This is a genomic window from Lysobacter soli (genome assembly GCF_009755585.1).
Lineage (GTDB): Bacteria > Pseudomonadota > Gammaproteobacteria > Xanthomonadales > Xanthomonadaceae > Lysobacter_J > Lysobacter_J soli.
In genome coordinates this window covers 96,661-122,090 of record NZ_CP046603.1, presented here as the reverse complement: position 1 = coordinate 122,090, position 25,430 = coordinate 96,661, and the positions used below count along the sequence as shown (strand labels likewise).

22 protein-coding genes are annotated in these 25,430 nt (G+C 68.8%); 13 read left to right on the top strand and 9 right to left on the bottom strand.

Going from position 1 to position 25,430, the window contains the following annotated elements; all coding sequences use genetic code 11:
• Positions 1 to 6 precede the first annotated feature (6 nt).
• Entirely contained in the window at positions 7 to 216 is a 210-nt protein-coding gene (locus GOY17_RS00550; RefSeq protein ID WP_115844739.1) for a YdcH family protein, read from the bottom strand.
• A gap of 65 nt (positions 217 to 281) precedes the next feature.
• Between GOY17_RS00550 and ttcA the strand changes: the two genes are divergently transcribed.
• The 3 genes from ttcA to GOY17_RS00535 all read left to right on the top strand — a co-directional run bounded on the left by ttcA (position 282) and on the right by GOY17_RS00535 (position 3,125).
• The gene (gene ttcA / locus GOY17_RS00545) at positions 282 to 1,181 is read left to right on the top strand and encodes a tRNA 2-thiocytidine(32) synthetase TtcA (protein WP_157028864.1); all 900 of its coding nucleotides are present in this window, start codon (positions 282 to 284) and stop codon (positions 1,179 to 1,181) included.
• Positions 1,182 to 1,306: 125 nt separating this feature from the next.
• Positions 1,307 to 2,212 carry a recombination-associated protein RdgC gene (locus GOY17_RS00540; RefSeq protein WP_115844743.1) on the top strand — a complete coding sequence of 302 codons (906 nt, stop codon included), beginning with the start codon at positions 1,307 to 1,309 and terminating at the stop codon, positions 2,210 to 2,212.
• A 109-nt stretch (positions 2,213 to 2,321) separates the two neighbouring features.
• Entirely contained in the window at positions 2,322 to 3,125 is an 804-nt protein-coding gene (locus tag GOY17_RS00535) for a M48 family metallopeptidase (protein ID WP_157028863.1), read from the top strand.
• A gap of 7 nt (positions 3,126 to 3,132) precedes the next feature.
• Here GOY17_RS00535 and GOY17_RS00530 read toward each other — a convergent pair whose 3' ends face one another.
• The gene (locus GOY17_RS00530; RefSeq protein ID WP_157028862.1) at positions 3,133 to 4,005 is read right to left on the bottom strand and encodes an alpha/beta fold hydrolase; all 873 of its coding nucleotides are present in this window, start codon (positions 4,003 to 4,005) and stop codon (positions 3,133 to 3,135) included.
• A gap of 14 nt (positions 4,006 to 4,019) precedes the next feature.
• On the bottom strand, positions 4,020 to 5,042 hold the full coding sequence (gene hemH, locus GOY17_RS00525) for a ferrochelatase (RefSeq protein ID WP_157028861.1): 1,023 nt from the start codon (positions 5,040 to 5,042) through the stop codon (positions 4,020 to 4,022).
• A 253-nt stretch (positions 5,043 to 5,295) separates the two neighbouring features.
• Here hemH and GOY17_RS00520 point away from each other — a divergent pair, with 253 nt between their 5' ends.
• From GOY17_RS00520 to GOY17_RS00500, 5 genes are all read left to right on the top strand, one after another.
• Positions 5,296 to 6,213, top strand: a complete 918-nt coding sequence (locus GOY17_RS00520) for a lipid-binding SYLF domain-containing protein (RefSeq protein ID WP_157028860.1) — start codon at positions 5,296 to 5,298, stop codon at positions 6,211 to 6,213.
• A gap of 108 nt (positions 6,214 to 6,321) precedes the next feature.
• A complete protein-coding gene (tatA, locus tag GOY17_RS00515; RefSeq protein ID WP_115844751.1) occupies positions 6,322 to 6,561 on the top strand; it encodes a Sec-independent protein translocase subunit TatA in 240 nt (79 codons plus the stop codon).
• A gap of 30 nt (positions 6,562 to 6,591) precedes the next feature.
• The gene (gene tatB / locus GOY17_RS00510; RefSeq protein WP_157028859.1) at positions 6,592 to 7,194 is read left to right on the top strand and encodes a Sec-independent protein translocase protein TatB; all 603 of its coding nucleotides are present in this window, start codon (positions 6,592 to 6,594) and stop codon (positions 7,192 to 7,194) included.
• Positions 7,191 to 7,985 carry a twin-arginine translocase subunit TatC gene (tatC, locus tag GOY17_RS00505; protein WP_115844753.1) on the top strand — a complete coding sequence of 265 codons (795 nt, stop codon included), beginning with the start codon at positions 7,191 to 7,193 and terminating at the stop codon, positions 7,983 to 7,985. Before tatB ends, tatC begins: the two co-directional genes overlap by 4 nt.
• Complete coding sequence (locus GOY17_RS00500; RefSeq protein WP_198173758.1) at positions 7,982 to 8,659, top strand: RDD family protein; 678 nt, start codon at positions 7,982 to 7,984, stop codon at positions 8,657 to 8,659. The genes tatC and GOY17_RS00500 overlap by 4 nt, the downstream gene beginning before the upstream one ends.
• A gap of 60 nt (positions 8,660 to 8,719) precedes the next feature.
• Here GOY17_RS00500 and GOY17_RS00495 read toward each other — a convergent pair whose 3' ends face one another.
• Positions 8,720 to 9,652 (bottom strand): hypothetical protein, encoded by a 933-nt coding sequence (locus GOY17_RS00495; protein ID WP_157028857.1) that lies wholly within the window; start codon positions 9,650 to 9,652, stop codon positions 8,720 to 8,722.
• A 76-nt stretch (positions 9,653 to 9,728) separates the two neighbouring features.
• Positions 9,729 to 10,466, bottom strand: coding sequence for a glutamine amidotransferase (locus GOY17_RS00490; RefSeq protein WP_269750035.1), 738 nt, complete (start codon positions 10,464 to 10,466; stop codon positions 9,729 to 9,731).
• 130 nt (positions 10,467 to 10,596) lie between these two features.
• Here GOY17_RS00490 and glyQ point away from each other — a divergent pair, with 130 nt between their 5' ends.
• From glyQ to GOY17_RS00465, 5 genes are all read left to right on the top strand, one after another.
• On the top strand, positions 10,597 to 11,520 hold the full coding sequence (glyQ, locus tag GOY17_RS00485; protein WP_157028855.1) for a glycine--tRNA ligase subunit alpha: 924 nt from the start codon (positions 10,597 to 10,599) through the stop codon (positions 11,518 to 11,520).
• 195 nt (positions 11,521 to 11,715) lie between these two features.
• Positions 11,716 to 13,818: a glycine--tRNA ligase subunit beta gene (glyS, locus tag GOY17_RS00480; protein ID WP_157028854.1), complete on the top strand. Its 2,103-nt coding sequence runs from the start codon at positions 11,716 to 11,718 to the stop codon at positions 13,816 to 13,818.
• Between the two features lie 104 nt (positions 13,819 to 13,922).
• Complete coding sequence (locus tag GOY17_RS00475) at positions 13,923 to 15,806, top strand: autotransporter assembly complex protein TamA (RefSeq protein WP_115844765.1); 1,884 nt, start codon at positions 13,923 to 13,925, stop codon at positions 15,804 to 15,806.
• 7 nt (positions 15,807 to 15,813) lie between these two features.
• Positions 15,814 to 19,758, top strand: a complete 3,945-nt coding sequence (locus tag GOY17_RS00470) for a translocation/assembly module TamB domain-containing protein (protein WP_157028853.1) — start codon at positions 15,814 to 15,816, stop codon at positions 19,756 to 19,758.
• 85 nt (positions 19,759 to 19,843) lie between these two features.
• The gene (locus GOY17_RS00465; protein ID WP_157028852.1) at positions 19,844 to 20,353 is read left to right on the top strand and encodes a GNAT family N-acetyltransferase; all 510 of its coding nucleotides are present in this window, start codon (positions 19,844 to 19,846) and stop codon (positions 20,351 to 20,353) included.
• Between the two features lie 196 nt (positions 20,354 to 20,549).
• On the opposite strand, the gene GOY17_RS00460 is transcribed toward GOY17_RS00465, so the two are convergent.
• The 4 genes from GOY17_RS00460 to GOY17_RS00445 form a co-directional block, all read right to left on the bottom strand.
• Entirely contained in the window at positions 20,550 to 20,978 is a 429-nt protein-coding gene (locus tag GOY17_RS00460) for a GFA family protein (RefSeq protein ID WP_232338491.1), read from the bottom strand.
• Positions 20,975 to 22,180 carry a sialidase family protein gene (locus GOY17_RS00455; protein WP_157028851.1) on the bottom strand — a complete coding sequence of 402 codons (1,206 nt, stop codon included), beginning with the start codon at positions 22,178 to 22,180 and terminating at the stop codon, positions 20,975 to 20,977. Before GOY17_RS00455 ends, GOY17_RS00460 begins: the two co-directional genes overlap by 4 nt.
• Before the next feature lie 257 nt (positions 22,181 to 22,437).
• Positions 22,438 to 24,327, bottom strand: a complete 1,890-nt coding sequence (gene mnmG, locus GOY17_RS00450; protein WP_157028850.1) for a tRNA uridine-5-carboxymethylaminomethyl(34) synthesis enzyme MnmG — start codon at positions 24,325 to 24,327, stop codon at positions 22,438 to 22,440.
• A gap of 525 nt (positions 24,328 to 24,852) precedes the next feature.
• Positions 24,853 to 25,416, bottom strand: a complete 564-nt coding sequence (locus tag GOY17_RS00445) for a hypothetical protein (protein ID WP_157028849.1) — start codon at positions 25,414 to 25,416, stop codon at positions 24,853 to 24,855.
• Between the last annotated feature and the right edge of the window lie 14 nt (positions 25,417 to 25,430).

Below are 25,430 nucleotides of genomic sequence, written 5' to 3'. Positions count from 1 at the left end.
CCGCGCTCAGGCCGGCTCGTCGGGGATCAGCGCGCTTTCCAGCCGCGCGATGCAGTCCTTCAGCCACAGCTTGCGCTTCTTCAGGCGCTTGACCGTCAGCTCGTCCGCGTCGGGCAGCCGCGAAAGGCGTTCGATCGCCGCGTCGAGGTCGCGGTGTTCGAGCCGGAGTTCGGCCAGCTGGTGCGCGAGCACGGCGGGATCGTCGCTTTCGGTCATCCCCGAAGCTTAACGCGCCCGCGCGACCAGCGTCACCGCGGCCGCGCCGGTAGAATGGACGGTCCATGAGTACCGTCCTGCCCTTGCTGGAACCCCAGCCGCTCGCCCACCGCGCGCAACGTCGCGCGCACGAGAACAACAAGCTCGCCAAGCGCCTGCGCCACCAGGTGGGCCGCGCGATCGCCGACTTCGGCATGATCGAGGACGGCGACAAGGTGATGGTGTGCCTGTCCGGCGGCAAGGACAGCTACACGATGCTCGACATCCTCCTGCAGCTGCAGCAGAAGGCGCCGGTGAAGTTCGAGCTGGTGGCGGTGAACCTCGACCAGAAGCAGCCGGACTTCCCCGAGCACGTGCTGCCGGAATACCTCAAGTCGATCGGCGTGCCGTACCACATCATCGAGCAGGACACCTATTCGGTCGTCACGCGCGTGGTGCCGGAAGGCAAGACGATGTGCTCGCTGTGTTCGCGGCTGCGCCGCGGCGCGCTGTACACCTACGCCGAAGAGAACGGCTTCACGAAGATCGCGCTCGGCCACCATCGCGATGATCTGGTCGCGACGTTCTTCCTGAACCTGTTCTTCCACGCCAAGCTCGCCGGCATGCCGCCCAAGCTGCTCAGCGACGACGGCAAGCACGTGGTGATCCGCCCGCTCGCGTACGTGCGCGAGGACGACATCGCCGCCTATGCCGATGCGAAGGGTTTTCCCATCATCCCGTGCAACCTGTGCGGCTCGCAGGAAAACCTGCAGCGCAAGCAGGTCAAGAAGATGATGGACGCGTGGGAGCGCGACACGCCCGGCCGCATCGAGACCATCGCGCGCGCGCTCGGCGACATCCGTCCATCGCAGCTCGGCGATCCGAAGCTGTTCGATTTCCTCGCGCTCGGTCGCAGTGGCGATGCGCCGATGCCGGACGCGCATGCGTGGCTGGCGGGCGAGCCGCACGCGCAGGACGCTCCATAACCCATCCGATTGATGTCGTCATCCCCGCGAAAGCGGGGATCCAGCGACTTCACGCCGTACGCGATCAAGGCACTGGATTCCCGCTTTCGCGGGAATGACGGAGCTGAAACTTCACGGGACCCTAAATGTTCTTCCGCAACCTGACGCTGTTCCGCTTCCCCACCACCACCAAGTTCGACGACCTCGACAGCGGCCTGACCGAATGCCAGCTTCGCGCGGTCGGCCCGCTGGAACTGTCCAGCCGCGGCTTCATCTCGCCGTTCGGGCGCGACTCCGACGAGATGTCGCACAAGCGCAGCGACGCGACGTGGCTCGCCGTCGGCGGCGAGGACAAGATCCTGCCGGGCTCGGTCGTCAACGACATGCTCAACAAGAAGCTGTCGGAGATCGAGGCGAAGGAAGGCCGCAAGCCCGGCGGCAAGACGCGCAAGCGCATCAAGGACGAACTCATCACCGACCTGCTGCCGCGCGCGTTCGTGAAGCCCAGCCGCACCGACGCCCTCATCGACACTGGCCTCGGCGTGGTCGCCGTGGACACCTCCAGCCGCAAGTCCGGCGAGAACGTCGTGAGCGAGATCCGCCGCGCGCTCGGCAGTTTCCCGGCGCTCCCGCTGAACGCCGAAGTGGCGCCGCGCTCGGTGCTGACCGGCTGGGTCGCCGGCGAGCCGCTGCCCGAAGGGCTCTCGCTGGGCGATGAGTGCGAACTGCGCGATCCGATCGACCAGGGCGCGGTGGTGAAGGTGCAGCGCATGGAGCTGCAGAGCGACGAGATCACCAAGCACCTGGAATCGGGCAAGCAGGTCACGCGCCTGGCGCTGACGCTGGACGATCACGTTTCGTTCGTCCTCGGCGAAGACCTCGTCGTGCGCAAGTTCAAGCTGCTCGACGGCGCGGTGGACGAGCTGGAATCGACCGAACGCGACGACCTTCGCGCCGAACTCGACGCCCGCTTCGTGTTGATGGCCGGCGAGTTCCGCCGCCTGTTCACGGTGCTGGAAGGCGCGCTGAAGCTGTCGAAGGCCGAAGCCTGAATCACGCCGCGCCCTTCGCCGTCGCGTGAAGGGTTGCGGATTTCGCGGGTCGCGCAATGTGTGCGCCGTGACGGCGCACATCGTCACGCAGCATCGCTAAGATGCTGCCATGCCGTCTCCGCCGCGCCCCCTCGCCCGCCTGTTCGCGCCCACGCCGCGCACGGTCGAGCGCGAAACGCTCGACATCGAACTGTCCGACGGCCGCACCGTCCCGCTGCAACGCGTGCGTGATCCGCGCGCGCGGCGGATGAAGCTGTCGGTCGACGAACGCGGCGCGCGCCTCACGATCCCGATGCGCGCGAGCCTGGCTACGGCCGACCGCTTCGTCACGCAGCATCGCGACTGGCTTGCCGCGCAGCTCGAACGCTTCGCCGTCGACGGCGTGCCCTCGCTGGAGCCGGGCGTCGACGTGCAGTTGCCGTTGCGCGGCGCACTGCATGACGTGCGCTGGCAGGCCGGCCGATTCACGCGGCTGGATCATGCGAACGATGGCACTGGCGACCTGGTGTTCACGCATCCCGCGCGCGCCGGCGACACGGCCGTGCGGCGCGCGGTTCGCGATTTCCTCGAAGCGCAGGGGCGCGCCGACGTCGGCCGCTGGATGCCGCGCTACCTGCCGGCGCTGCCGCGCGCGCCGCGCCGGGTGACGTTCAAGATCATGTCGTCGCAGTGGGGTTCGCTCGCGCCCGATGGCTCGATGGCGCTGGACCTCTCGCTCGTGCTCGCGCGACCGGGCGCGTTCGAATACGTGCTCGTGCACGAACTCTGCCATCTCATCCACGCCGACCACTCGCGCAGCTTCTGGCGCGAAGTGGAAGCGCGCTGCCCGCAGTGGCGCGAGGAGCGCGATTACTTCCACGCCGAAGGACGGCGCCTGAAGGCGACGCTGCGCGCGTTGTGCGGGAAGGTCTAGCGGCGCGTCATCCGCGCACGAAGAAATCGCCGATCACCTCGGCGATGCGCCCGGGCTGTTCCATGTGCAGGTGATGGCCGCCGTCGATGACGATGAGCTCGCCTGCAGGCAGCAACGCCGCGCGTTCGCGACGCAACGCATCGGGCAGATAGGGTTGCGCGGGATCGGCGAAGATCACGCGCGTCGGGCATTCGATGCCGGCGACGAGATCGCGGATCTGCGGTTCGGTCATGCGCTGCATCGTCGGCAGCGTCAGGCGCGGATCGCTCGACCAGGTAAACCCGCCTTCGACCGGCACGACGCCGCGCTCGACGAGCAACCGCGCCGCGCGTTCTTCCAGACGACTGCCGACGTTCGCGCCGGCAGCCATGCGTGCGCGGATCGCGATGGCGATGTCGGGAAACACGCGCAGCGATTTGCCGCGCAGCGCGCGATAGGCCGCGATGGCTTCGCGCAGGCGCGACACGGTCCGCTCGGGCACTTCGGCGAGCGCGCCGAGCGCCTCGATCGCGACCAGGCGCTCCACGCGCTGCGGGCACGCGGCAGCGACGAGGCTGGAAATCCCCGCGCCCATCGAATGGCCGAGCAGCGAGAACCGCTCCCAGCCCAGCGCGTCGGCGACGTCGAGCACCGCATTCACCGCGGCGGCGAACGAGTAATCCGCGCCCGGCGCGAGATGCGCGCTGGCGCCGTGTCCCGGCAGATCGGGCGCGACGAGTTCGATGCCGTGGAGGTGTTCGGCCAGCGGCACGAAGCTGGCGGCGTTGTCGAGCCAGCCGTGCAGCGCGATGACGCGCGCACCGCCGGGCTCGCTACGCAGCCCGGCGATGCGGCCGGTCGGGGTATCGAGCGTGAAGTTGTGCAGGCCGCGTGCGGGCATCGGGTGCAGGTGCCTCAGATCCAGTTGTGCAGTTCCTGGCGGGCGATGCCGGCCAGGGCGCGTGCGTGCGGAAGCGAATCGTTGAGGCACGGGATGTAGCGCAACGTGCCGCCGTGCTCGGCGAAATCCTCGGCGAGCATCATCGCCACTTCTTCCAGCGTCTCGATGCAGTCCACCGCGAACCCCGGCGCAACCACGTCGACGTTGCGCACGCCGCGCGCGGCGAGCGCGTGCAGCGTCTGCTGCGTGCTCGGCTCCAGCCATTTGTCGCGACCGAAGCGCGACTGGTAGCTCAGGCTCCACTGGTCATCGGCGAGCTCCAGCCGCTTCGCGATGGCGCGTGCACCCGCTTCGCAATGACGCTGGTACGGATCGCCTTCGTCGATCAGCCGCTGCGGCAAGCCGTGGAAGGAGAACAGCAGGTGTTCGCCGGCGGCGTGCTGCGCGCGATGCGCGCGGATCGAATCGGCCACCGCATCGAGCCAGCCGTCGTCGAGGTGGTAGTTCTCCACCAGCCGCGTGGGCAGCGCGTGTTCGCGCGCGAGCACGTCGTCGACCGACGCGGTGGTCGTCGTCGAATACTGCGGATACAGCGGCAGCACCAGCGCGCGGCGCACGCCGGCTTCGCGCAGCTGGCGAAGGCGAGCCGCCAGCGACGGCGAGCCGTAGCGCATCGCGTCGATCACCCGCAGCTGCGGCAACTCGTTCTGCACCGCCCACGCGAGCCGGCGCGTGTACACCGCCAGCGGGGAACCGCCGTCCTCGCCGCCCATCCAGATGCTCGCGTACTTCTTCGCGACGGGCTTCGATCGCAGCGGCAGCACGACCAGATGCAGCAGCGGCAGCCAGAACCAGCGCGGCAGGCCGACGACGCGGCGATCGCCCAGGAATTCGGCGAGGTAACGACGCACGCCGGCGGGCGTCGGCGCGTCCGGCGTGCCGAGGTTCACCAGGACAAGGGCGGTGTCCGGCGGGGCCGAAGAAGGTGAAGTCGGGGCGCCGTCGAGCGCGGCGTCGGTGCTGGCGGAGGCGGGCATGCGCATAGGATGACAGCTGCGCCGGCCGGCGCGAATCACATCGCTAATGCGCGCCGGCGATCCGGCAGCGACACGATCCGCACGCCGGATTGCTCAGGATAGGCGAGGCCGTCGCACTTTCGGCGCTTGACGTGCGCGCCGATTCGGTAAGGATTCATTGCCGAATCACTAGCCTGAACCGACTGCCGCGCCGGCGGTCGAACGCTCGAATTTCCCCCAGCTGCGCATCGTCGAGTTTTCACTGGAGTCCGCCATGTCCCGTCTGCCGCGCCCTGCCCTGCTGCGTATCGCCGTCCTTTCCCTCGCCCTTGGCATCGCCACCTCGGCGGTCGCCGGCCAGCAGGAGGACGATCGCGCGCGCCAGGCCGTGCGCGTGCTCACCGACATCCAGCAGATCCCCGAATCCGGCATTCCCGACAAGCTGCTCGACGAAGCGCGCGGGATCGTGGTCGTGCCCGACGCGCTCAAGGTGGGCCTGGTCGTCGGTGGCCGTCGCGGCCACGGCCTGCTGTCGGTGAAGAACCCCGACGGCACGTGGTCGAACCCCAGCTTCGTGAAGCTCACCGGCGGCAGCATCGGCTTCCAGGCCGGCGTGCAGTCGGCCGACATCGTCCTGGTGTTCCGCAGCGACCGCGGCCTGGACAACATCGTCAACGGCAAGGTCACCCTGGGCGCCGATGCCGGCGTCGCGGCGGGCCCGGTCGGCCGCAACGCGGGCACCGCGACGGACGGCCAGCTCAAGGCCGAGATCTGGTCGTGGTCGCGCGCGCGCGGCCTGTTCGCCGGCATCGCCCTCGACGGCGCGGTGCTGTCCATCGACGACGAGGCCAACGAATCGGTCTACGGCCGCGACACCACGCCGCGGATGATCTTCGAAGGCCGCGCGAACGGACAGCCGTCGACCGCGGTGGTGGATTTCCGCGACCGCCTGGAGGAAGCCAGCAACATCGCGCGCACCGCCCGTTCGAACGCGAGCGCCGATGCGAACGCCCGCGCCTCCGCGCCGCGGCCGGCGGCGGGCTCGGCGGCGGTGCATTCGAGCGGCGCGGTTTCGGCCGCCCCGGCGACGGGCTCGGCCACGACCGCGCCCCTGCACGCCCCGCAGCAGGCGCAGCAGCCTTCGGCCTTCGAGACGGTGGAAAGCCCGGTTCAGGCCGAACCGCTGCCCTGACCGCCGTGCAGTCGTCACGTTCTTAACCCTCCGCACGCGCGGAGACGACAGCGGCCGTCATGGTGCTGCGGTATCCTGACCCTCCACTTTTTCCCGCGGACATTCCTCATGGGCGGTTTGAGTCTTTGGCACTGGCTGATCGTGCTGGTGATCGTGGTGCTGGTGTTCGGCACCAAGCGCCTGGGCAACGTCGGCAAGGACCTCGGCGAAGCGGTGAAGGGCTTCAAGAAGGGCATGCGCGACGGCGATGAGGATGCGGACAAGCCCTCGGCGCAGCTGCGCGACGAGCGTCGCGACGAGACCAAGTCCGGCGAAAGCACCAAGCACGACGACCGCACCCCGCGCTGACGCGGCGCGGCGTCCTGGCGGTCGGCGGCCATGTTCGACATCGGGTTCTCCGAGATCTTCGTCATCGCGATCGTGGCCCTGCTGGTGTTGGGGCCCGAACGCCTGCCGAAGGCGGCGCGTTTCGCCGGCCTGTGGGTCCGGCGCGCCCGCGCGCAGTGGCATTCGGTGAAGTCCGAGCTCGAGAACGAGCTGGCCGCCGAGGAACTCAAGCGCAGCCTGCGCGAGACGCAGGAATCGCTCCGCGAAGCCCAGCAGGGCTTCAATGAAGGCCTCGACGAGGCGCGCAACCGCATCAAGCGCGAGCAGGAATCCCTGCAGCGTGAGCTCGACGCGCTCGACCGCGACGTGCGCGGTGCAGCGGCGCAGTCGGAAACGTTGACCGATGCGACGCCGGACCCCGCGGGCGAACTCTCGACCCGCGAAACGCCGGAGTCCACGGGAATCGAGGAACGCTCGCTCGCCTCGGCGACCGATCCGGACGTATTGCCCCCGGACGAGTCCATCGAACCGGGCGTAAGCGGCGACGATGTCTACGCCCACGGCCTTCCGGTGGAAACCGATTCGGAAGCCGAACCCGTGCCGCTCGCGCGCCCCGTCCCGTCCACTTCCGATGACGGGGCGCCGCGTCGATGAGCCGCGACCACGACACCTACTCCGGTGACGAGGCCGGCGTCGACGGCGCCGAGCCGCGCCTGATCGACCACCTGATCGAGCTGCGCGCGCGCCTGCTGCGGGCGGTCGCCGGGTTGATGCTCATCTTCGTCGTGCTTTTGCCCTTCGCGGCCGACATCTACGCGATCCTCGCACAGCCGCTGCTGAGCTCGCTGCCCGAGAGCGGCCGGCTGGTGGCGGTCGATCCGGCCGGCGGCTTCTTCGTGCCGGTGAAGCTCGCGTTCTTCGCCGCCTTGCTGGTGACGATGCCGTGGCTGCTCTACCAGGCGTGGGCCTTCGTGGCGCCGGGCCTCTACCACCGCGAAAAGCGCCTGGCGATGCCGCTGCTGGTTTCGGCGGTGGCGCTGTTCTACACCGGCTGCGCGTTCGCCTTCTTCCTGGTACTGCCGTCGGTGTTCGGCTTCCTGGCGCGGTTCACGCCGGAAGTGGTCGCGATGACGCCCGACATCGGCAAGTACCTCGACTTCGTGCTGGTGATCTTCCTCGCGTTCGGCGCGAGCTTCGAACTGCCGGTCGCGCTGGTGATCCTGGTGCTGCTGGGCTGGGTGACGCCGCAGCAGCTGAGGGAATCGCGCGGGTACGCCATCGTCGGCGTGTTCGTCGTCGCCGCGGTGATCACGCCGCCGGACGTCGTCTCGCAGCTGATGCTCGCGATCCCGATGTGCATCCTCTACGAGCTGGGCATCGTGGCATCGCGCTGGCTCAAGCCGCGCGAGGACGCGGATACCTCCGGGCAGACGCCCACCGCGTGAGTGCGCCGGCGCGCCTGTTGCCGCGCTACGCGGCGTGGTCGCTCGATGCGGCGCTGATCGCCGCATTGCTCGCGCCGTTCCTGTGGGACCGCGTGGCGCGCGACCTCCACGCGCTCGAACAATCCTTCGTCGCGGTGCTCGACACCTTCTACGGCGCGGTCGCGAGGCAGCTCGACGCCGGCGGCGTGCCGGACGTGTTCGCGCTGGCATCGGATACGTCGATCCGACCCGCCATCGCCGCGCTGGAAATGGCGCTGCTGCGCGCGCTGTGTGTGCCGACCATCGCCTTCGCGCTCGCGATGCTCGTGTGGCAGGTGGCCGGCGAGCAGTCGCGCTGGCAGGGCAGCCCGGGCAAACGTGCGCTGCGGCTGCGCGTGGTGGACCGCGACGGTGCGGCGCCGGGCCTGCTCCGCTCGATCGGGCGTGAGTTAGCGGGGCTGCTGTCGTGGCTGACGCTCAACATCGGCCACGTCATGGCCGCGGTTCCGCCGACGTACCTGGCGCTGCACGACCGCGTCAGCGGCACGCGCGTTGTCCGCGAGGACGCGCCGCTTCCGGCGTGGGTGCGTGGATGGATCCTGCTGCAGGCCAGCGTCGCGGCGGCGCTGACGATCGCGATGACCGGCCACCTGGCGTCGCTGGCGCAGGCGGCGGTGGAGCGGGCGCTGGGTTGATGCGCGGTTAATCGCGAACCCGGGTGCGTTTCGCGCCCCCGGGCTGCGGAAGCGCGTCGCTTACAGCTCGATCTGGTGATTGATCGACGACGACGGCGGCGGGCCGTTGCCCTGCGTGTCCGCCGGAGCGCAGACGTCGCGCCACAAGTAGTACATGACGCCAAACATCACCACGTACATCGCCACCATGAACGCGAGATTGGCGACGAGCAGCAATGCCGAACCCAGTACCGGATGAATCAGCGAGCCGCCCACTTCCAGCACCTTGAACACCAGCCCCAGGATGAGGCCGAGGGGCAGGAACGCGAGCGCGACCACGATCGCGACGAACAGAAGCGGCAGCAGGTTCTTGAGCGTGCCCATGACTCCATCCGCGATCGCCGTGCGCACGCGTTGCCCGCCGAGCGCGACCTGCCCGAAGCCGATCGCCCACACGCTGCCGAACAGGAGGAAGGCGATCGAGCCCAGCCCGATCAGGCGTCCAAGCCCCTCGGGGGCTGCAGGAACCTGCGACGGATCCAGTTGCCCGTTGCTCTGCTGGGACAGGGTCATGATCTGGGTGACCCACTCGGCGATGCCTTCGCCGAAGAACTCCAGCAGCACCGCGAACAGGACCAGCGAGCTGACGAGCATGATCGCGCCGAAGCTGATGAGGCGACGCGCGTCTCCACCGTGGCGGAAGGGGGCGAAGATGTCGCTTGCCGTCGCCGGCTGCCCGCTCTCCGATGCGTCGATTAGGCGCAGGTATCCGCCCACGAGCGGGGGCAGGAGGCCGATGGCCAGCAGCGTCGTCAGGACGCCGATGATCGATGCACCCATCGGGCCGGGACGCAACGCAGCCATCAGCATCAGCTGCACGACACTCGGCACGAGCCAGAGGAACATCAGGATCGCCGCCGCGCCGAACACCGCGCGCGCGTTGTGGCGACCGAGGTTGATGCCGCGCTTGAGCCAGGTCAGCCCGGACAGCGGGCCGGTTGCGTGAGTCGTCATGGGGAGGGGTTTCGATGGGGACGCGTGGGGGAATGCGCGCGATCGCGTCGCGCGCATGAACGAGATGCCGGAAACCTCAGTGCCCGTGCAGGCCGCGTGCGTGGCGCACGAAGCGCCGCAACACGCGCCGCGCGTGCGGCGTGGCGCTGACCGCGCGCGCCAGCGACTTTGCGCAGCGGCCTTCGCCGTGCAGCGCATCGCGTCGCGCGTGGACGTAGCCGCGCATGTGCGTGGCGCTGAATTCGGGATGGAACTGCACGCCCCAGGCGCGTTCACCCCAGCGGAACGCGTGGCAGTCGTCCTGACTCGACTTCGCCAGCACCGTCGCGCCGTGTGGCGCGCGCAGCACGGTCTGCAGGTGCGTGGCCTGTGCCGCGAACTGCGCGGGCAGGCCCTTGAACAGCGGGTCTTCGTCGGCGTGCGGATGCAGCTGCAAATCGATGGTGCCCATCTCGCGGCCGGTCGGATTGACGCCGACCTCGCCACCGAGCGCGTGCGCCAGCAGCTGGTGGCCGTAGCAGATGCCGAACAGCGGCATGCCTTCTTGCGCGGCGTCGCGCAGCCAGTGCGCGCTGCGTTCGCTCCACTCGCGTCGCTCGGTGACCATCGCGGCGCTGCCGGTGATGATCGTGCCGGCGAAACCTTCGCGTGCGGGAAGTGCTTCTCCGGCTTCGACGTTCACAACCACCGCCTCATCGGCATCGAGCCCGGCGGCCACGCGGATCCAGTGCGGAAAACCTCGATGGCGACGCATCGAAGCGACCGGTTGTCCGGTCTCGAGGATGAGGAAGGGCCGGGTATGTCGGGTGTTCACGGCGATACGGACACTGGCGTTTCGGAAGATGGTGCGGGCCGCGCCACCGACCCCGCGGAAGTGCGAAAAAACCAGCGGCATCAAGGCCCGCGGCTATACTAACCCGCTTTGCGGAACCCCTACCGAGACCATGGCCGCACCTACCTTCCAGGGACCGACTTTCCAGGAACTGATCCAGCGCCTGAACGCCTACTGGGCCGACCAGGGCTGCACGCTGATCCAGCCGCTCGACCTGGAGGTCGGTGCCGGCACCTTCCATCCGGCCACGTTCCTGCGGGCGCTCGGTCCGGAGCCGTGGAATGCCGCCTACGTCCAACCCTGCCGCCGCCCCACAGACGGCCGTTACGGCGAGAACCCCAACCGCCTGCAGCGCTACTACCAGTACCAGGTGGCGATGAAGCCCAGCCCGGACAACATCGTCGAGCTGTACTTCGATTCGCTCAAGGCGCTCGGCGTGGATCCGCTGGTGCACGACCTGCGCCTGGTGGAGGACAACTGGGAATCGCCGACGCTCGGCGCCTGGGGCCTGGGCTGGGAAGTCTGGCTCAACGGCATGGAAGTCACGCAGTTCACCTACTTCCAGCAGGCCGGCGGCCTGGAGTGCCGCCCGGTGCTGGGCGAGATCACCTACGGTCTCGAACGCCTGTGCATGTACCTGCAGAACGTCGACAACGTGTACGACCTGATCTGGACGTACGGCCCGGATGGCACGCCGGTGACTTACGGCGACGTCTATCACCAGAACGAAGTCGAACAGAGCGCGTACAACTTCGAGCACGCCGACGTCGCCGAACTCTTCCACCGTTTCGACGCGTGCGAGGCCGAAGCGCTGAAGCTGATCGAACTCGGCCTGCCGCTGCCGGCGTACGACCAGGTCTGCAAGGCCAGCCACAGCTTCAACCTGCTCGACGCGCGCCGCGCGATCAGCGTGACCGAACGCCAGCGCTACATCCTGCGCGTGCGCCGCATCGCCCAGGGCGTCGCCGAGGCGTATTACGCGCAGCGCGAGAAGCTGGGTTTCCCGGTGTTGAAGAAGGCCGCGAAGGCGGCTTGACGTAAGCCCCTCTCCCGCCGGGAGTGGGGTTGGGGTGAGGGTCGGCGAAGTGTTGTCGGTGGTGGCGACGCTTCAATGAAACGCCGAGCGCTGTTTTGCGATCCTCTTTCCACCGCCGACACTTCGCCGCCCCTCATCCGCCCTTCGGGCACCTTCTCCCGGGGAGAAGGGAAGAGAAATAAACAAGGCAACCGCATGAGCACCACGCCCCCCCTCCTGATCGAACTCGGCACCGAAGAGCTTCCCGTCAAGGCGCTGCCCGCGCTGGCGCAGGCGTTTTTCGACGGCATCCTCGATGGCCTGGCCAAGCGCGGCGTCGCCTTCGACCGCGAAGGCGCCAAGCCGCTGTACACGCCGCGCCGCCTCGCCGTGCGCCTGCCGGCCGTCGCGCTGGAACAGCCGGAGCAGAAGTCCGAAGTGCTCGGGCCGTACCTCAACATCGCGCTCGACGCCGACGGCCACCCGACCAAGGCGCTGCAGGGTTTCGCCGCGAAGGCCGGCATCGACTGGACGACGCTGGAAAAGACCACCGACAACAAGGGCGAGCGCTTCGTGCACCGTTCGGTGAAGCCGGGCGCGAGCACCGCCGCGCTGCTGCCGGACATCCTGCGCGACGCCATCGCCGCGATGCCGATTCCCAAGCCGATGCGCTGGGGCGACCACGACTACGGCTTTGCGCGCCCGGTGCACTGGCTGGTGATGCTGCTCGGCAAGGACGTGGTGGACGCCGAACTGTTCGGTACGCGCGCCGACCGCATGAGCCGCGGCCATCGCTTCATGCACGACAAGCCGGTGTGGTTCTCCACGCCGGACGATTATGTGGAATCCCTGCGCGGCGCGAAGGTGCTGGTCGATCCGGACGAGCGCCGCGAGCGCATCGTGCTGGAAGTGACCGACACCGCGCGCGCCGCCGGCGGTGTCGCGCGCATCGACGACGGCATCCTCGAAGAGGTCAACGGCCTGACCGAATGGCCGAAGGCCGTCGCGTGCAGCTTCGAGCGCGAGTTCCTCGCCGTGCCGCAGGAAGCGCTGATCGCCACGATGGAGGCGAACCAGAAGTTCTTCCCGGTGCTCGACGCCGAAGGCAAGTTGAGCGAGCACTTCATCGGCATCGCCAACATCGAGTCGAAGGACGAAGCCGAGGTCCGCAAGGGCTATGAGCGCGTGATCCGCCCGCGCTTCGCCGACGCGAAGTTCTTCTTCGTCGAGGACATGAAGCAGGGGCTGGCGTCGATGAACGACGGCCTCGCGACGGTGAAGTACCAGGACAAGCTCGGCTCCATCGCCGACAAGGTCGCGCGCGTGGCCGCGCTGGCCGAAGCCGTGGCCGCGCAGGTCGGCGTGGATCCGGCGACCGCGCGCCGCGCGGCGGAACTGTCGAAGGCCGATCTGCAGTCGCGACTGGTCGGCGAGTTCCCGGAACTGCAGGGCATCGCCGGCCGCTACTACGCCGCGGTGGAGAACGAACCGCTCGACATCGCGCATGCGATCGACGAGGCCTACATGCCGCGTTTCGCCGGCGACGCGATCGCGCCGTCGAAGCTCGGCCAGGTGCTCGCCATCGCCGAACGCCTGGACACGCTCGCCGGCGGTTTCGCCGCGGGCCTGAAGCCCACCGGCAACAAGGATCCGTTCGCGCTGCGTCGCAATGCGCTCGGCCTGGCGCGCACGCAGATCGAGAGTGAGCTGGACCTTCCCTTTGCTCACACTGTTTCGACGGCGCTTGCGCTGCAGCCGGTTGGCCCTAAGAGTGGCCAAGCTCATGACCTTGGCATGTATGAACTCTGCGAGTTCGTGCTGGACCGCCTAGAGGGCTATTACGCCGACCGTGGCATTCCCGCTCAGCAGTTCTTGTCTGTCCGACAAAGTTCTCATTCACGTCAGGACGAGTCGCTAGCCAACTTCGATCGCCGTCTTATTGCTATCACGGAGTTTGCCAAGCTGCCGGAAGCCGAGGCATTGGCGGCCGCTAACAAGCGTATCCGGAATATTCTGCGGAAGGTCGAGGGCGACGTTCCTTTGAGTATTGACGGCAACCTCTTCACCGAGAATGCGGAGCGCGAACTCGCCGACGCCGTGAATAGCGCCATTGCCGACACCGACCCGCTTTTGAAGTCACGCGACTACGTTGCCGTACTGGGACGCCTCGCACGCCTCCGTCCCCAGGTCGATGCGTTCTTCGACAGCGTGATGGTGAATGTTGAGGATGCGGCCGTGCGTAACAACCGCTTGGCCTTGCTTGCGCGCCTGTCCGACCGCCTGGGCAGCGTCGCGGCGATCGAACACCTGTCGATCTGACGTCGCGCGCCGGGCCCGCGCGGCCCGGCATCGCGGCGCGCGTTCGTGCGCGCCTACACCGACCGTTAACCAGCCTCGCCGTACGCCCCGGTTATCCTCCCCGCATGCCGACCTTCCCCCGCGTCCTGGCCATCGCCGCGCTGCTGCTTGCCACCGCCGGCGCGGCGCATGCAGCCAAGGTGAAGGCCGTGGACATCCGCGGCCTGGACGAAACCAAGACGGCGAACGTGCGCGGCGCGCTGTCGGTGGTCGACGCGATCGGCGAGGAGCTGCCCGGCCGACGTCTGGCGTACCTGGTACGCGAAGCCGAGGACGAAACGCGCGAGGCGCTCGAACCGTTCGGTTTCTACTCGCCGAAGATCGAGATCACGCGCGAAGGCAACAGCGATACCGGCGTGACCGTCACCGTCAACGTGACGCTCGACGAACCCGTGCGCGTGCGTCGCGCCGACATCGCGATCATCGGCGACGGCAGCGACGATCGTTACCTGTCGCAGGATCTGGCCGCGTTCCGCCCGCAGACCGGCGACGTCTTCGATCACCAGCTGTACGAGGCGAGCAAGACGCGCATCACGCGCCGCCTCGCCGAACGCGGTTACTTCGATGCGGATTTCAGCTCGCGTCGCGTCGAGATCACGCGCGCCGAGCGCGCCGCCGACATCGACCTGGTGTGGAGCAGCGGCGGGCGCTACGACATGGGCCCGATCGAGATCGAGCAGACGCCCAACGCGATCATCCGCGACAGCCTGCTCGACAAGCTCATCTACTGGGAACAGGGCAGCTACTACCACCAGGGCAAGCTCGACCGCTTCCGCGAATCGCTCGCGCGGCTGGATTATTTCTCCAGCATCGAGATCGAACCGCGCCCGGACGACGCCGTCGACAACCAGGTGCCGGTGACCGTCACGCTGACGCCGGCCAAGCGCACGATCTACACCGCCGGTCTGAGCTACGGCACCGACAGCGGCCCCGGCGTGCGCCTGGGCATGGAGCGCCGCTACGTCAACGATCGCGGCCACAAGGCGTTGGGCCAGATCGACTGGGCGTCCAAGCGCAAGACCGCGACCGCGCAATACCGCATTCCCGCGTTCGCGTGGCTGGATGGCTGGTACACCTTCAGCGCGCAGTATTACGACGAACAGACCGACTACATGGACACGCGCAAGGTCGAACTCGTCGCCAGCCGCAGCGGTCAGGTCAGCCGTCGCCTGACGCTGATCGCCGCGCTGCACGCGTTGCGCGAACGCTGGGCGTATGCGGCCTTCGAAGGCGGCGCGGACGGTCCGGATCCCGGCACCGACGAAGCCAACAACGCGAACGAGGACGACGAACTCGTCACCACTGCCTACAACTACGCGACGTTCCTGTATCCGTCGCTGCGCGCCGAGTACATCGATACCGACGACCGCATCTTCCCGCGACACGGCATCGGCGTGACGCTGGAAGTGCGAGGCGGCCTGGAGAACGTCGGCTCCGATGCGAACTTCGCGCAGGCCTGGGGCCAGGCCCGCTGGTACCAGGGCATCGGCGCGGGCAATCGCCTGATCCTGCGCGCCGAAGCCGGCGGCACGTTCACCAACGCGCTGGTCAACATGCCGCCCTCGCTGCGCTTCTTCGCCGGCGGCGACAACAGCATCCGCGGCTACGGCTTCCGCGAAGTCGGCCCGAACACCATCGGCATGGACGGCAAGAAGTACGCGATCGGCGGCAAGTACGTCATCACGGGTTCTGCCGAATTCGAGCACTACTTCAACGATGGCCCGTGGGGCGCGGCGGTCTTCGTCGATGCGGGCGATGCGTTCAACAAGTTCGGCGGCGAAGTGTCCGACCCGAACGATCGCGACCAGAATTTCGACCTGCACACCGGCGTCGGCATCGGTGCACGCTGGCGTTCGCCCGTGGGCCCGGTGCGCGTGGACATCGCGCGCGGCCTGAACGATCCGGACTCGGATTACGAGATCTACCTGAACATCGGTGCGACCTGGTGAGGCGCCCATGAGCCAGCCCACTCCCGTCAGCGAAACCCCGAAGGATCCGCGCGAGACGCGCATCGCCGAACTTCGCGCGCGCCGCTTCGCCCGCATGCGCTGGCTGGCGATACGCGCGGGCATCCTGTCGGTCGCGATCGCGCTGGTCGCCGGCGTCTTCCTGTACTGGCTGCTCACCAGCATCGGCGGCCGCGACCTGCTGCTGGCGCAGATCGTCTCGCGCCTGCCGGAAAACGCGACGCTCTCCTGGCGCAGCGTCGAAGGCCCGCTGTCGGGCCCGCTGACGATGAACGGCGTGCGCTTCACCTACGACCGCATGGTGTTCACCGCCGATCGCGTGCACCTGGACCCGGCGCTGCGCCCGCTGTTCCGCAAGCGGCTGCGGCTGGATGCGTTGCAGATCGCGAACGCGAAGCTCGAGATCCCCAAGTCCGACGAACCGTTCGAACTGCCGCGCTGGCCCGAGGTGTTGCCGGAGATCGCGCCGCCGCTGGAACTGCAGGCCGACGACGTGCGCGTCGACGGATTCCTGCTCACGCAGGCGGGCGAGAAGCTGATCGACGTGCGCACACTGCGCGGCGGTCTGGATGCGCGCCAGGGCGAGCTGCACGTCGAACACCTGTTCGTCGACAGCGATCGCGGCCGCTTCAACGTGCACGGCGACTACGTGCCGCATGACGACTACCGCACCGACCTCACCGCGAGCGCCGTGCTGCCCGCCGCCGACGGCCGCACGCCGGCGCGCGTCGGGCTGGTCGCGCGCGGCGATCTGTCGCGCATGAACGTCGCGATCGCCGGCCACGTGCCGCAACCGCTGCGCGCGAGCCTGACGCTGCACGGTCGCGACGAACCGAAGTGGCGCCTCGACGCGGATGCCGAAGGCCTCGACATCGGCCTGCTCACCGGCGCGGAAGCGAGCGAGGACGATCGCCCGCTGGTCTTCAGCTTCAGCGCCGACGGCATGGGCGGCGCGGCCGACCTGCGCGGCGAGTTCCGCCAGGGCGACCTCGTCGCCACGGTGCTGCCCTCGAAGGTGCGCCTGGAGAACCAGGTGCTCGACGTGCAGCCGCTCGCGCTGCGCATCTTCGATGGCAACGCCACGCTGCGCGGCACGGCCGACTTCACCGACGCGGAGAACGCGAAGTTCCGTTTCGCCGCGAACGTGCGCGGCCTCACCTTCGGCGGCGAAACGACGACCACGCCGGCATCGGCTCCCGCCTCGACGAATCCACCCGCCAGCGTCAGCGCGCGCAAGCTGCAGAAGGTCACCGCGCCCGCGCCGGCCGCGCAGACCGAAGCGGTCGCCATCGGCGTCGATGCGGACCTCGGCTTCGCGGGCACGATGAAGGCATGGGCGGCGATCGGCAACGCGACGCTGCGTCGCGATGGGACCGAAGCAACGGTCACCTTCGACGGCCGCGGCAACGACGAGCGCATGACGCTCAAGACGCTGCAGGCGCGCATGCCGACCGGCACGCTCGACGGCCACGGCGAAGTCGCATGGGCGCCGTCGCTGGGCTGGAACATCGACGCGACGCTCGCGGGTTTCGACCCGGGTTATTTCGCGCCGGACTTCAAGGGCTCGATCAACGGCAAGCTCGTCACGCAGGGCAGCACGCGCGCTGACGGCGGGCTCGATATCAGCGCGACCGCGAGCAACCTCGGCGGCCGCCTGCGCAACCGCCCGCTCGGTGGCAACGCGAACTTCGCGATGCGCGGCGCGGGGACGGCCGGCGGCGAAACGACGTACCAGGGCGATGTCGCGCTCACGCTCGGCGGCAGTCGCATCGATGCGAAGGGCACCGTCGGCAACGCCCTCGACATCGACGCGAAGCTGACGCCGCTGGTGCTGTCGGATCTGTTGCCCGGCGGCGCAGGCACGCTGCGCGGCACGGCGCAGATCCGCGGGCCGCGCACGGCGCCGGACATCACGGTCGACCTCACCGGCAGCGGATTGAAGTACGGCGACTACCAGGCGCAGACGCTCACCGCGAGGGGTCGCCTGCCGTGGCAGCGCGGCAGCGGCGACATTGCCGTGCGCGCGACGGGGCTCGACGTTGGTCTGCCGCTCTCGTCGGTCTCGTTGAACGCGCGCGGCGCCGTGGAAGCATTGCAGGTGCAGGGCGACGCGAAGGGCGACATCGGCGCGCTGACGCTGGCCGGCAACGTCGCCAAGCGCGGCAACGCATGGCAGGGCGCGCTGTCGGCCTTCCAGTTCGTGCCCGTGCGCGGCGCGTCGTGGCGCTTGAACGAAGCGGCGCGCTTCAGCTGGGACGGTCGCAACGGGTCGCTGAGCAACAGCTGTTTCGTTTCCAGCGGCGGTGGCTCGCTGTGCGCGAACGCCGACTGGCCGCGTCGCGGACTTGCGGTGAAAGGCGACGGATTGCCGCTCAGCCTCGCCGTGCCGTACCTGCCCGAGCGCGAGGACGGCCGTCCGTGGCTGCTGCGCGGCGAGATCGCACTCGACGGCACACTGCGCCCGGTCGGCAACGCGTGGAGCGGCCAGCTCAACGTGCGTTCGAGCGGCGGCGGCATGAAGAACAGCGAGCGCTCGCGCCGCGAAGTGCTCAGCTACGAGAACCTCGTGCTCAAGGCGACGTTCGATCCGCGTCGCATCAGCGCCGAACTCGGCACCGCCTTCAACAGCGGCGGCCGCATCGACGCGCGCATCGCGACGGGCTGGGACGATTACGCGCCGCTTTCGGGCCAGATATCGGCCAACACGTCCGAGCTCGTCTGGCTGGAGCTGTTCTCGCCCGACATCATGGATCCGAAGGGCACGCTCGATGCGCGGATTACGCTCGGCGGCACGCGCGCGCGCCCGCAGCTCGGCGGACAGGCTCGGCTGACGAAGTTCAGTACCGAAATCCCGTCATTGGCCATCGTGCTGGAAGACGGCGACGTGCGCCTGGATGCCCTGCCCGACGGCACGGCGCGCATCGCCGGTCAGATCCGTTCCGGCGAAGGCACCCTGCGCGTGGACGGCACGCTCAACTGGCAGAACACGAGCGCGCCGCTGCTGCTAACGGCGACGGGGCAGAACGTGCTCGTCTCCGACACGCGCGACCTGCACGCCGTCGCGAGTCCCGACGTGCAGGTGCGCTACGCCGCCGGCCAGCCGATCACCGTGACCGGCACCGTCACCATCCCGTCGGCGAGCATCGACCTGGAACGCCTGGACCAGGGCGTGTCCGCATCGCCGGACGTCGTGGTGCTCGATCCGGTGAATCCGGAAGCCAGCGCCGCCTCGCCGCTGGACCTCGACCTGACGCTGGTGCTCGGCGACGACGTGCAGCTCAACGGCTTCGGCCTCGAAGGCGGCCTGGGCGGGCGCATGCGCGTGCGCTCGCACCCGGGACGCGAGATGACCGCCAGCGGCCAGCTGCAGGTGCGCGGCCGCTACAAGGCGTACGGGCAGAAGCTGGACATCACGCGCGGCGAGCTGTCGTGGTCGGGCGGCCCGGTGTCCGATCCGATCCTCAACGTCCGCGCCGAACGCGTGATCGGCGACATCACTGCCGGCGTCGACATCCGCGGCCGCGCGAGTGCGCCGACCGCGACGGCGTGGACAGATCCCGCGACGTCGCAGTCCGAAGCGCTGGCCTACCTCACGCTCGGCCGCCCGCTCGCCAGCGCCAGCAGCGACGAAAGCCGCCAGGTGAACGCCGCCAGCGCCGCGCTGTCGGCCGGCGGCAGCCTCATCGCGTCGCAGCTGGGTGCGAAGCTCGGCCTCGACGACGCGGGCGTCAGCGACAGCCGCACCCTCGGCGGCAGCGTGCTCGGTTTCGGCAAGCACATCTCGCCGCGTTTGTACGTCGGGTACGGCGTTTCGCTGCTCGGCACCGGCCAGGTGCTGATGCTGAAGTACCTGCTGCGCAAGGGCTTCGACGTGCAGGTGGAATCGAGCACGATCGAAAGCCGCGCCTCGCTCAACTGGCGCAAGGAAAAGTAAGCGCGGCGGCGCGCCGTGCTCTCGACTTGGGAGCGCGGATGCGGGATCGTCACCGTTCGACGAAACGTCCCGAAGGGAAACACCGATGCAGGTGCTGGAAACGCAACGCCTCGTACTGCGCGAGATCGAAGCGGCGGACGCGCCGTTCATCCTGGAACTGCACACCGATCCGTCGTTCCTCGCCAACATCGGCGATCGCGGCGTGCACGACCTGCCGTCCGCCGTGAACTACATCGAGACCAACCCGCGTGCGAGCTACGCCCGCAACGGCTACGGCCTGTGGCTGGTGGTGTCGAAGGAAACCGGCGAGCCGCTCGGCATGGCCGGCATCGTCCGCCGCGACACGCTGCCCGACGCGGACATCGGTTACGCGTTCCTGCCGCGCCATTGGTCGAAGGGCTATGCCGTGGAAGCGTGCACCGCCGTGCGCGACCACGCGATGCGCACGCTGGCGCTGCCGCGTTTGCTGGCGATCGTCTCGCCGGGGAATGCAGCGTCGGTGAAGGTGCTTGAACGCATCGGCCTCACCTTTCGCGATACGGTCCGGATGGGTTCGCAGGATCTGCAGTTGTTTGCGGTGGAGGCGGCTGGGTAGGTTTCGTCGCTTTCGGATCTACCGAAACCGCGTGGAGCAAGGTGGGTTCCAGCTTTCGCTGGAATGACGAGGCTGGGGGTCACAGGGTGACTGCCTGGATCCCGGCCTTCGCCGGGATGACGGCACCGGTTTGATGCCGCGACAGACTCGCGTCCTGTCTTCTCTTGAACGACAACGGTTCGGCAATGACGGTTGGTCAGTCATCCGCATCGACAATCCGCACATCCGAGAACCACAGCGTCGTCCACCGCTCGCGTTTCTCTTCCGGCGCCAGCTTCTGTGGCGAGGCCGACTGCTCACCGGCGAACGACGCCGCGGCATCCAGCGCGCGCACGTTCACCGCCGCATGCACGCAACCTTCGTGCTCGTGACGCACGAACACCAGCACCGCGCAGTGCGCGCACGCGATGAACTCCGCCTGCGCCGAGCCCTGCCGATAGACCGTCGGCTCGCCGCGCAGTCGCACGCGCAGCGCGCCGTGCGCGTCCGACAACCACGCCGCGCCGTGCTTGCGGCAGAAACTGCAATCGCAGGCGCGCGGCGCGTAGTCCGACGCCGGTTTCGACAGCGTCATGTCGAACGCGATGCGCCCGCAATGACAACCGCCGTGCAGCGGCGCGTTCACGGCGCCGCCGCGTAACGCGCGCCGTGCAGCGACGGCTTGCCGTCGACGACATCGGTCCAGACGACTAACGCCGTGCCTTCGGCCAGCGCGATCTTCGGCATGCCGGTGCCGCGGCCTTTGCCCTGCAACTTCGCGACATCGCCGCGCTGCAGTTCGCGCGACAGGTCCGGCGCGAAGCGGGCGAACCGCAGCGTCTGGCCGTTCGCATCCTCGTCCATCCACAGCGCCCACGCGGCGTGTTGATCGAGCGCCGTGTCGACGCGTCCCTGCACCGCCATCCCGCGTTCGAGCACGACGGGCGCGGCAAACGACGCGCCCGCATCGACGCTGCGCGCGAGTTTCACCGTTGGCGTGTCGCCGGCCGCGGTGTACCAGGCGATGGTGGCGTTCGCGTCGTGCGTCGCGACGGCGGGACCATTGACCGGGCATGCCGGCATCGTCCAGTCGTCGGCGTGCACGCGCGCGGTCGCCTGCCACTGCGCACCATCGCTTCGCACCGCGTGGATGTCGCGCACTTCCGTCGGCGTGCGGCCGCGATACACCAGCAGCGGACCGCGCGCGGTGAGCGCGGCATCGGTCTGGCAGCAATCGCAGGTCATCGCGTCGAGTTCCCGTTCGTCGGCGCGCGCGAGCGATGCGTCGAACACCGCCGTGCGCAGCGTCATCGCGCCGGGTTCGTGCTTCGCGCCGGCGGATGCATGGCCGCCGTGCGCCGAATGATCGCCGCCGCCGGTGTTGCGTCCATCCAGCCACGCCACGCCGATGCGGTTCTCGCCGACCGGCCACAGCGATACGAAGCCGTGTTCGGTCGGCGTGCCGTCGGTGTTCACGGGCGCAGGCCTGGACCACGTCGCGCCGCCGTCGCCCGATCGCGCCAGCACGACGTCGTAGGCGTACTTTGCGTTGGCCGACTTGCGCAGCCAGTGCGCCCAGAGCGCGCCGTCCGGCGTGGCCGCGATGTGCGGCGTGTCGGCCCAGTTGACGAACCAGTCACCACCGCGCGCGATTTCGCGCGGCTCGCTCCATGCGCCGTTCGAGAACCGCGCGAACTTCAGCGTGTGTGCGACTTCGCCACGCGCCGCATCGCCGTGTTCGATCCACGACAGCAGCAGGCTGCCATCGGGTCCACGGACCAGGTCGGGCTGGGCGGCGGGGGCTTCGATGCGAGGCAGCGGCCAGGCTTCCTGTCGTACAGGCTTCACCGCGACCGATGCGGTTGTTGCGGCCTGGGCGGCGCTTGTCGATGGCGCCGATGATTCAGATGCACCGCGATCGCATGCGGTGACGGAAAGCGCCAATGACAGCGCCACGAGTGAAATCAGTGGAGAGGGGCTCATGCGCGAAGGGTACGCCGATGCGCGCCGATCTACCCCGTCATCCCAGCGAAAGCCGGGATGACGGAGGTGGGTCGGGCGCACAGCGTAGGCCGTGGTCAGCGCTGCCGCGCCGGAAGCAGCGCCTACGCCACCCGGCTCCGGCGCGAGCGCGTGAGATGCACCAGCAGCAGCGAGATCGCCGCCGGCGTCATGCCGGGGATGCGCTGCGCCTGGCCGACGGTCTGCGGGCGGACGCGTTCGAGCTTCTGCTGCACTTCGGCCGACAACCCGCGCACTGCGGCGTAATCGAAACCGTCGGGGATGGCCGTGGCCTCATGCCGCTGCTGGCGCGCAATCTCCTCGCGCTGGCGATCGAGGTAGCCGGCGTACTTCACGCCGATCTCGACCTGTTCGGCGACTGCGCCGTCGTCGACTGACGGGCCCAGCGACGGCACGGCCATCAGCTTCGCGTAGTCGAGTTCCGGTCGCTTCAGCAGGTCGAGCGCGCTTGTTTCGCGGCTGATCTCGATGCCCAGCACGTCCATCGCCTCGCGACCGAGCGCATTGTTCGGCGCGGTCCAGATGGCGGAAAGGCGCGCGTTCTCGCGTGCGATCGCCTCGCGCTTGGCGTCGAAGCGCGACCAGCGCGCGTCGTCGACCAGCCCGAGTTCGCGTCCCACCGGCGTCAGGCGCAGGTCGGCGTTGTCCTCGCGCAGCTGCAGGCGGTACTCGGCGCGCGAGGTGAACATGCGGTACGGCTCGCTGGTGCCGTGCGTGGTCAGGTCGTCGACCAGCACGCCGAGGTAGGCCTCGTCGCGACGCGGACTCCAGCCGTCCAGCCCGCGCACGAAACGCGCCGCATTGACGCCGGCGAGCAGGCCCTGCGCGGCGGCCTCTTCGTAGCCGGTGGTGCCGTTGATCTGGCCGGCGAAGAACAGGCCACCGACGGACTTGGTTTCCAGCGTGGTCTTCAGACCGCGCGGATCGAAGAAGTCGTATTCGATCGCGTAGCCCGGGCGCGTGATGTGCGCGTTCTCGAAACCGCGGATCGAGCGCACCAGATCCAGCTGCACGTCGAACGGCAGCGAGGTCGAAATCCCGTTGGGGTAGATCTCGATGACCTGGAGGCCTTCGGGCTCGACGAAGATCTGGTGACTCGCCTTCTCGGCGAAGCGCACGACCTTGTCCTCGATCGACGGGCAGTAGCGCGGGCCGATGCCTTCAATCTGCCCGGTGTACAGCGGCGAACGGTCGAGCGCGCCGCGGATGATCTCGTGCGTGCGCTCGCTGGTGTGCGTGATCCAGCACGACACCTGGCGCGGGTGGTCGGCCGTGGTGCCCATGAAGGACATCACCGGTCGCGGATCGTCGCCGGGCTGTTCCTCCATCACCGAGTAGTCGAGCGTGCGGCCGTCGATACGCGGCGGCGTGCCGGTCTTCAGGCGGTCGACCACGAACGGGCCTTCGCGCAGCTTGTGCGCCAGCGCGACGGCAGGGGGATCGCCGGCGCGGCCGGCGGCGTAGGTCGTCTGGCCGACGTGCACCTTGCCGGCGAGGAACGTTCCGGCGGTCAGCACCACGGCGGGCGCGTCGAAACGCAGGCCGGTCTGGGTGACGACGCCGGTGACCTTGCCCTGCTCGAAGGCGATGTCGTCCACCGCTGCCTGGAACATCGTCAGGTTCGGCTGGGCTTCCACGGCGCGGCGGATGAAGGCGCGGTACAGCGCGCGGTCGGCCTGGCAGCGCGTCGCGCGCACGGCGGGGCCCTTGCTCGCGTTGAGTCGGCGCCACTGGATGCCCGCGGCATCGGCGGCCTTCGCCATCACGCCGCCGAGGGCGTCGATTTCCTTGACCAGATGCCCCTTGCCGATGCCGCCGATGGCCGGGTTGCAGCTCATCGCGCCCACGGTTTCCACCGAATGCGTGAGCAGCAGCGTGCGTGCGCCGGCACGCGCCGAGGCGAGCGCGGCTTCGGTGCCGGCATGGCCGCCGCCGACCACGATCACGTCGTATTGGTAGAAGTTCTGGCTCATCGGGCTTGGGTCGATCGGGATCCGGACGAGCGCCCGGGGTGCGAATTCTAGGTCAGCCCGGCCTCGTCCGCCGTCGAGAATGAACGGCAGGTGAAACTTGGCACGGTTCCTGCGACATAGTCTCTGCACCCAGCGGGGCAGGCGCTAGGCGCCGGCCGGAATTGGAACAGGGGCTGGTCAAGCGCTCGCAGGGGAAGCACGGGGGCCGAATGTCGGGGGACGTTCGGCCCCCTTTTTATTTGCTCGCCGGGAGACCCCGGACACACAAAAGGCGCCGCGAGGGCGCCTTTTGCGTTTCTGGCGGGCCGTGACGCCCGCCGGGATGGGCGCCGACGCTCGATGGGGACGGAACAGGGGGGATCCGTGGTTCCTCATCGAGCGCCGACATGGAGCATTCGGCCTGGGGCCGACTTTCACTCATTACGTCCAAGAGTGACGTAATCGGTCAATGACCGCAGATTGCCGTCAGTCGGCCCCGAGCGCAAGCGAAAAAATGTGACTGCGCGCGAGACCTTGGCAACGCGGTCACGGCTCGTGCTGCTGGACCCCGCGGTTGGCGTTCGTGGGCCGCTGGCGAGGAGGCGGCGAGTAGCGCCGGGGCTCGGCATCGGCACGGGGCTGCGTCGGACGCGGGCCGACGTTGCCCGGGCGACCCGGGCGCGGACCGCTGTTGCCCGGACCCTGGCCATCCGGCCGCGGACCGCCCACGCCCGGGCGCGGACCGTTGCCCGACCAGCCCTGGCCCGGCGGCCGATTGCCGTTCCAGTGCTGGCCCGGAGGACGGTTGCCATTCCAGTGCTGGCCCGGGTGGCGGTCGTAGCGATACGGGTAGCGGTACACCGGATAGCGCGGGTACGCGTACGGATAACCGTAGTACCCGTAACGGTACGGATAGCCGTAATAGCCGTAGCCGCCGTAACCGTAGGGATAGCCGTAATAGCCGCCGTAACCGCCGTAGTAGCGGTATTCGACCGAAGGCTGGCCGTGGTAGTAGTCGCCACCGCCGGCCGCGCCGCGGTAGGTGTAGCCGGTGACGCAGCCGGCCAGCATCGTGGCGGCCAGCGCAGGCAGGATGAGTTTGCGGATCATGTTCGGAACCCCCC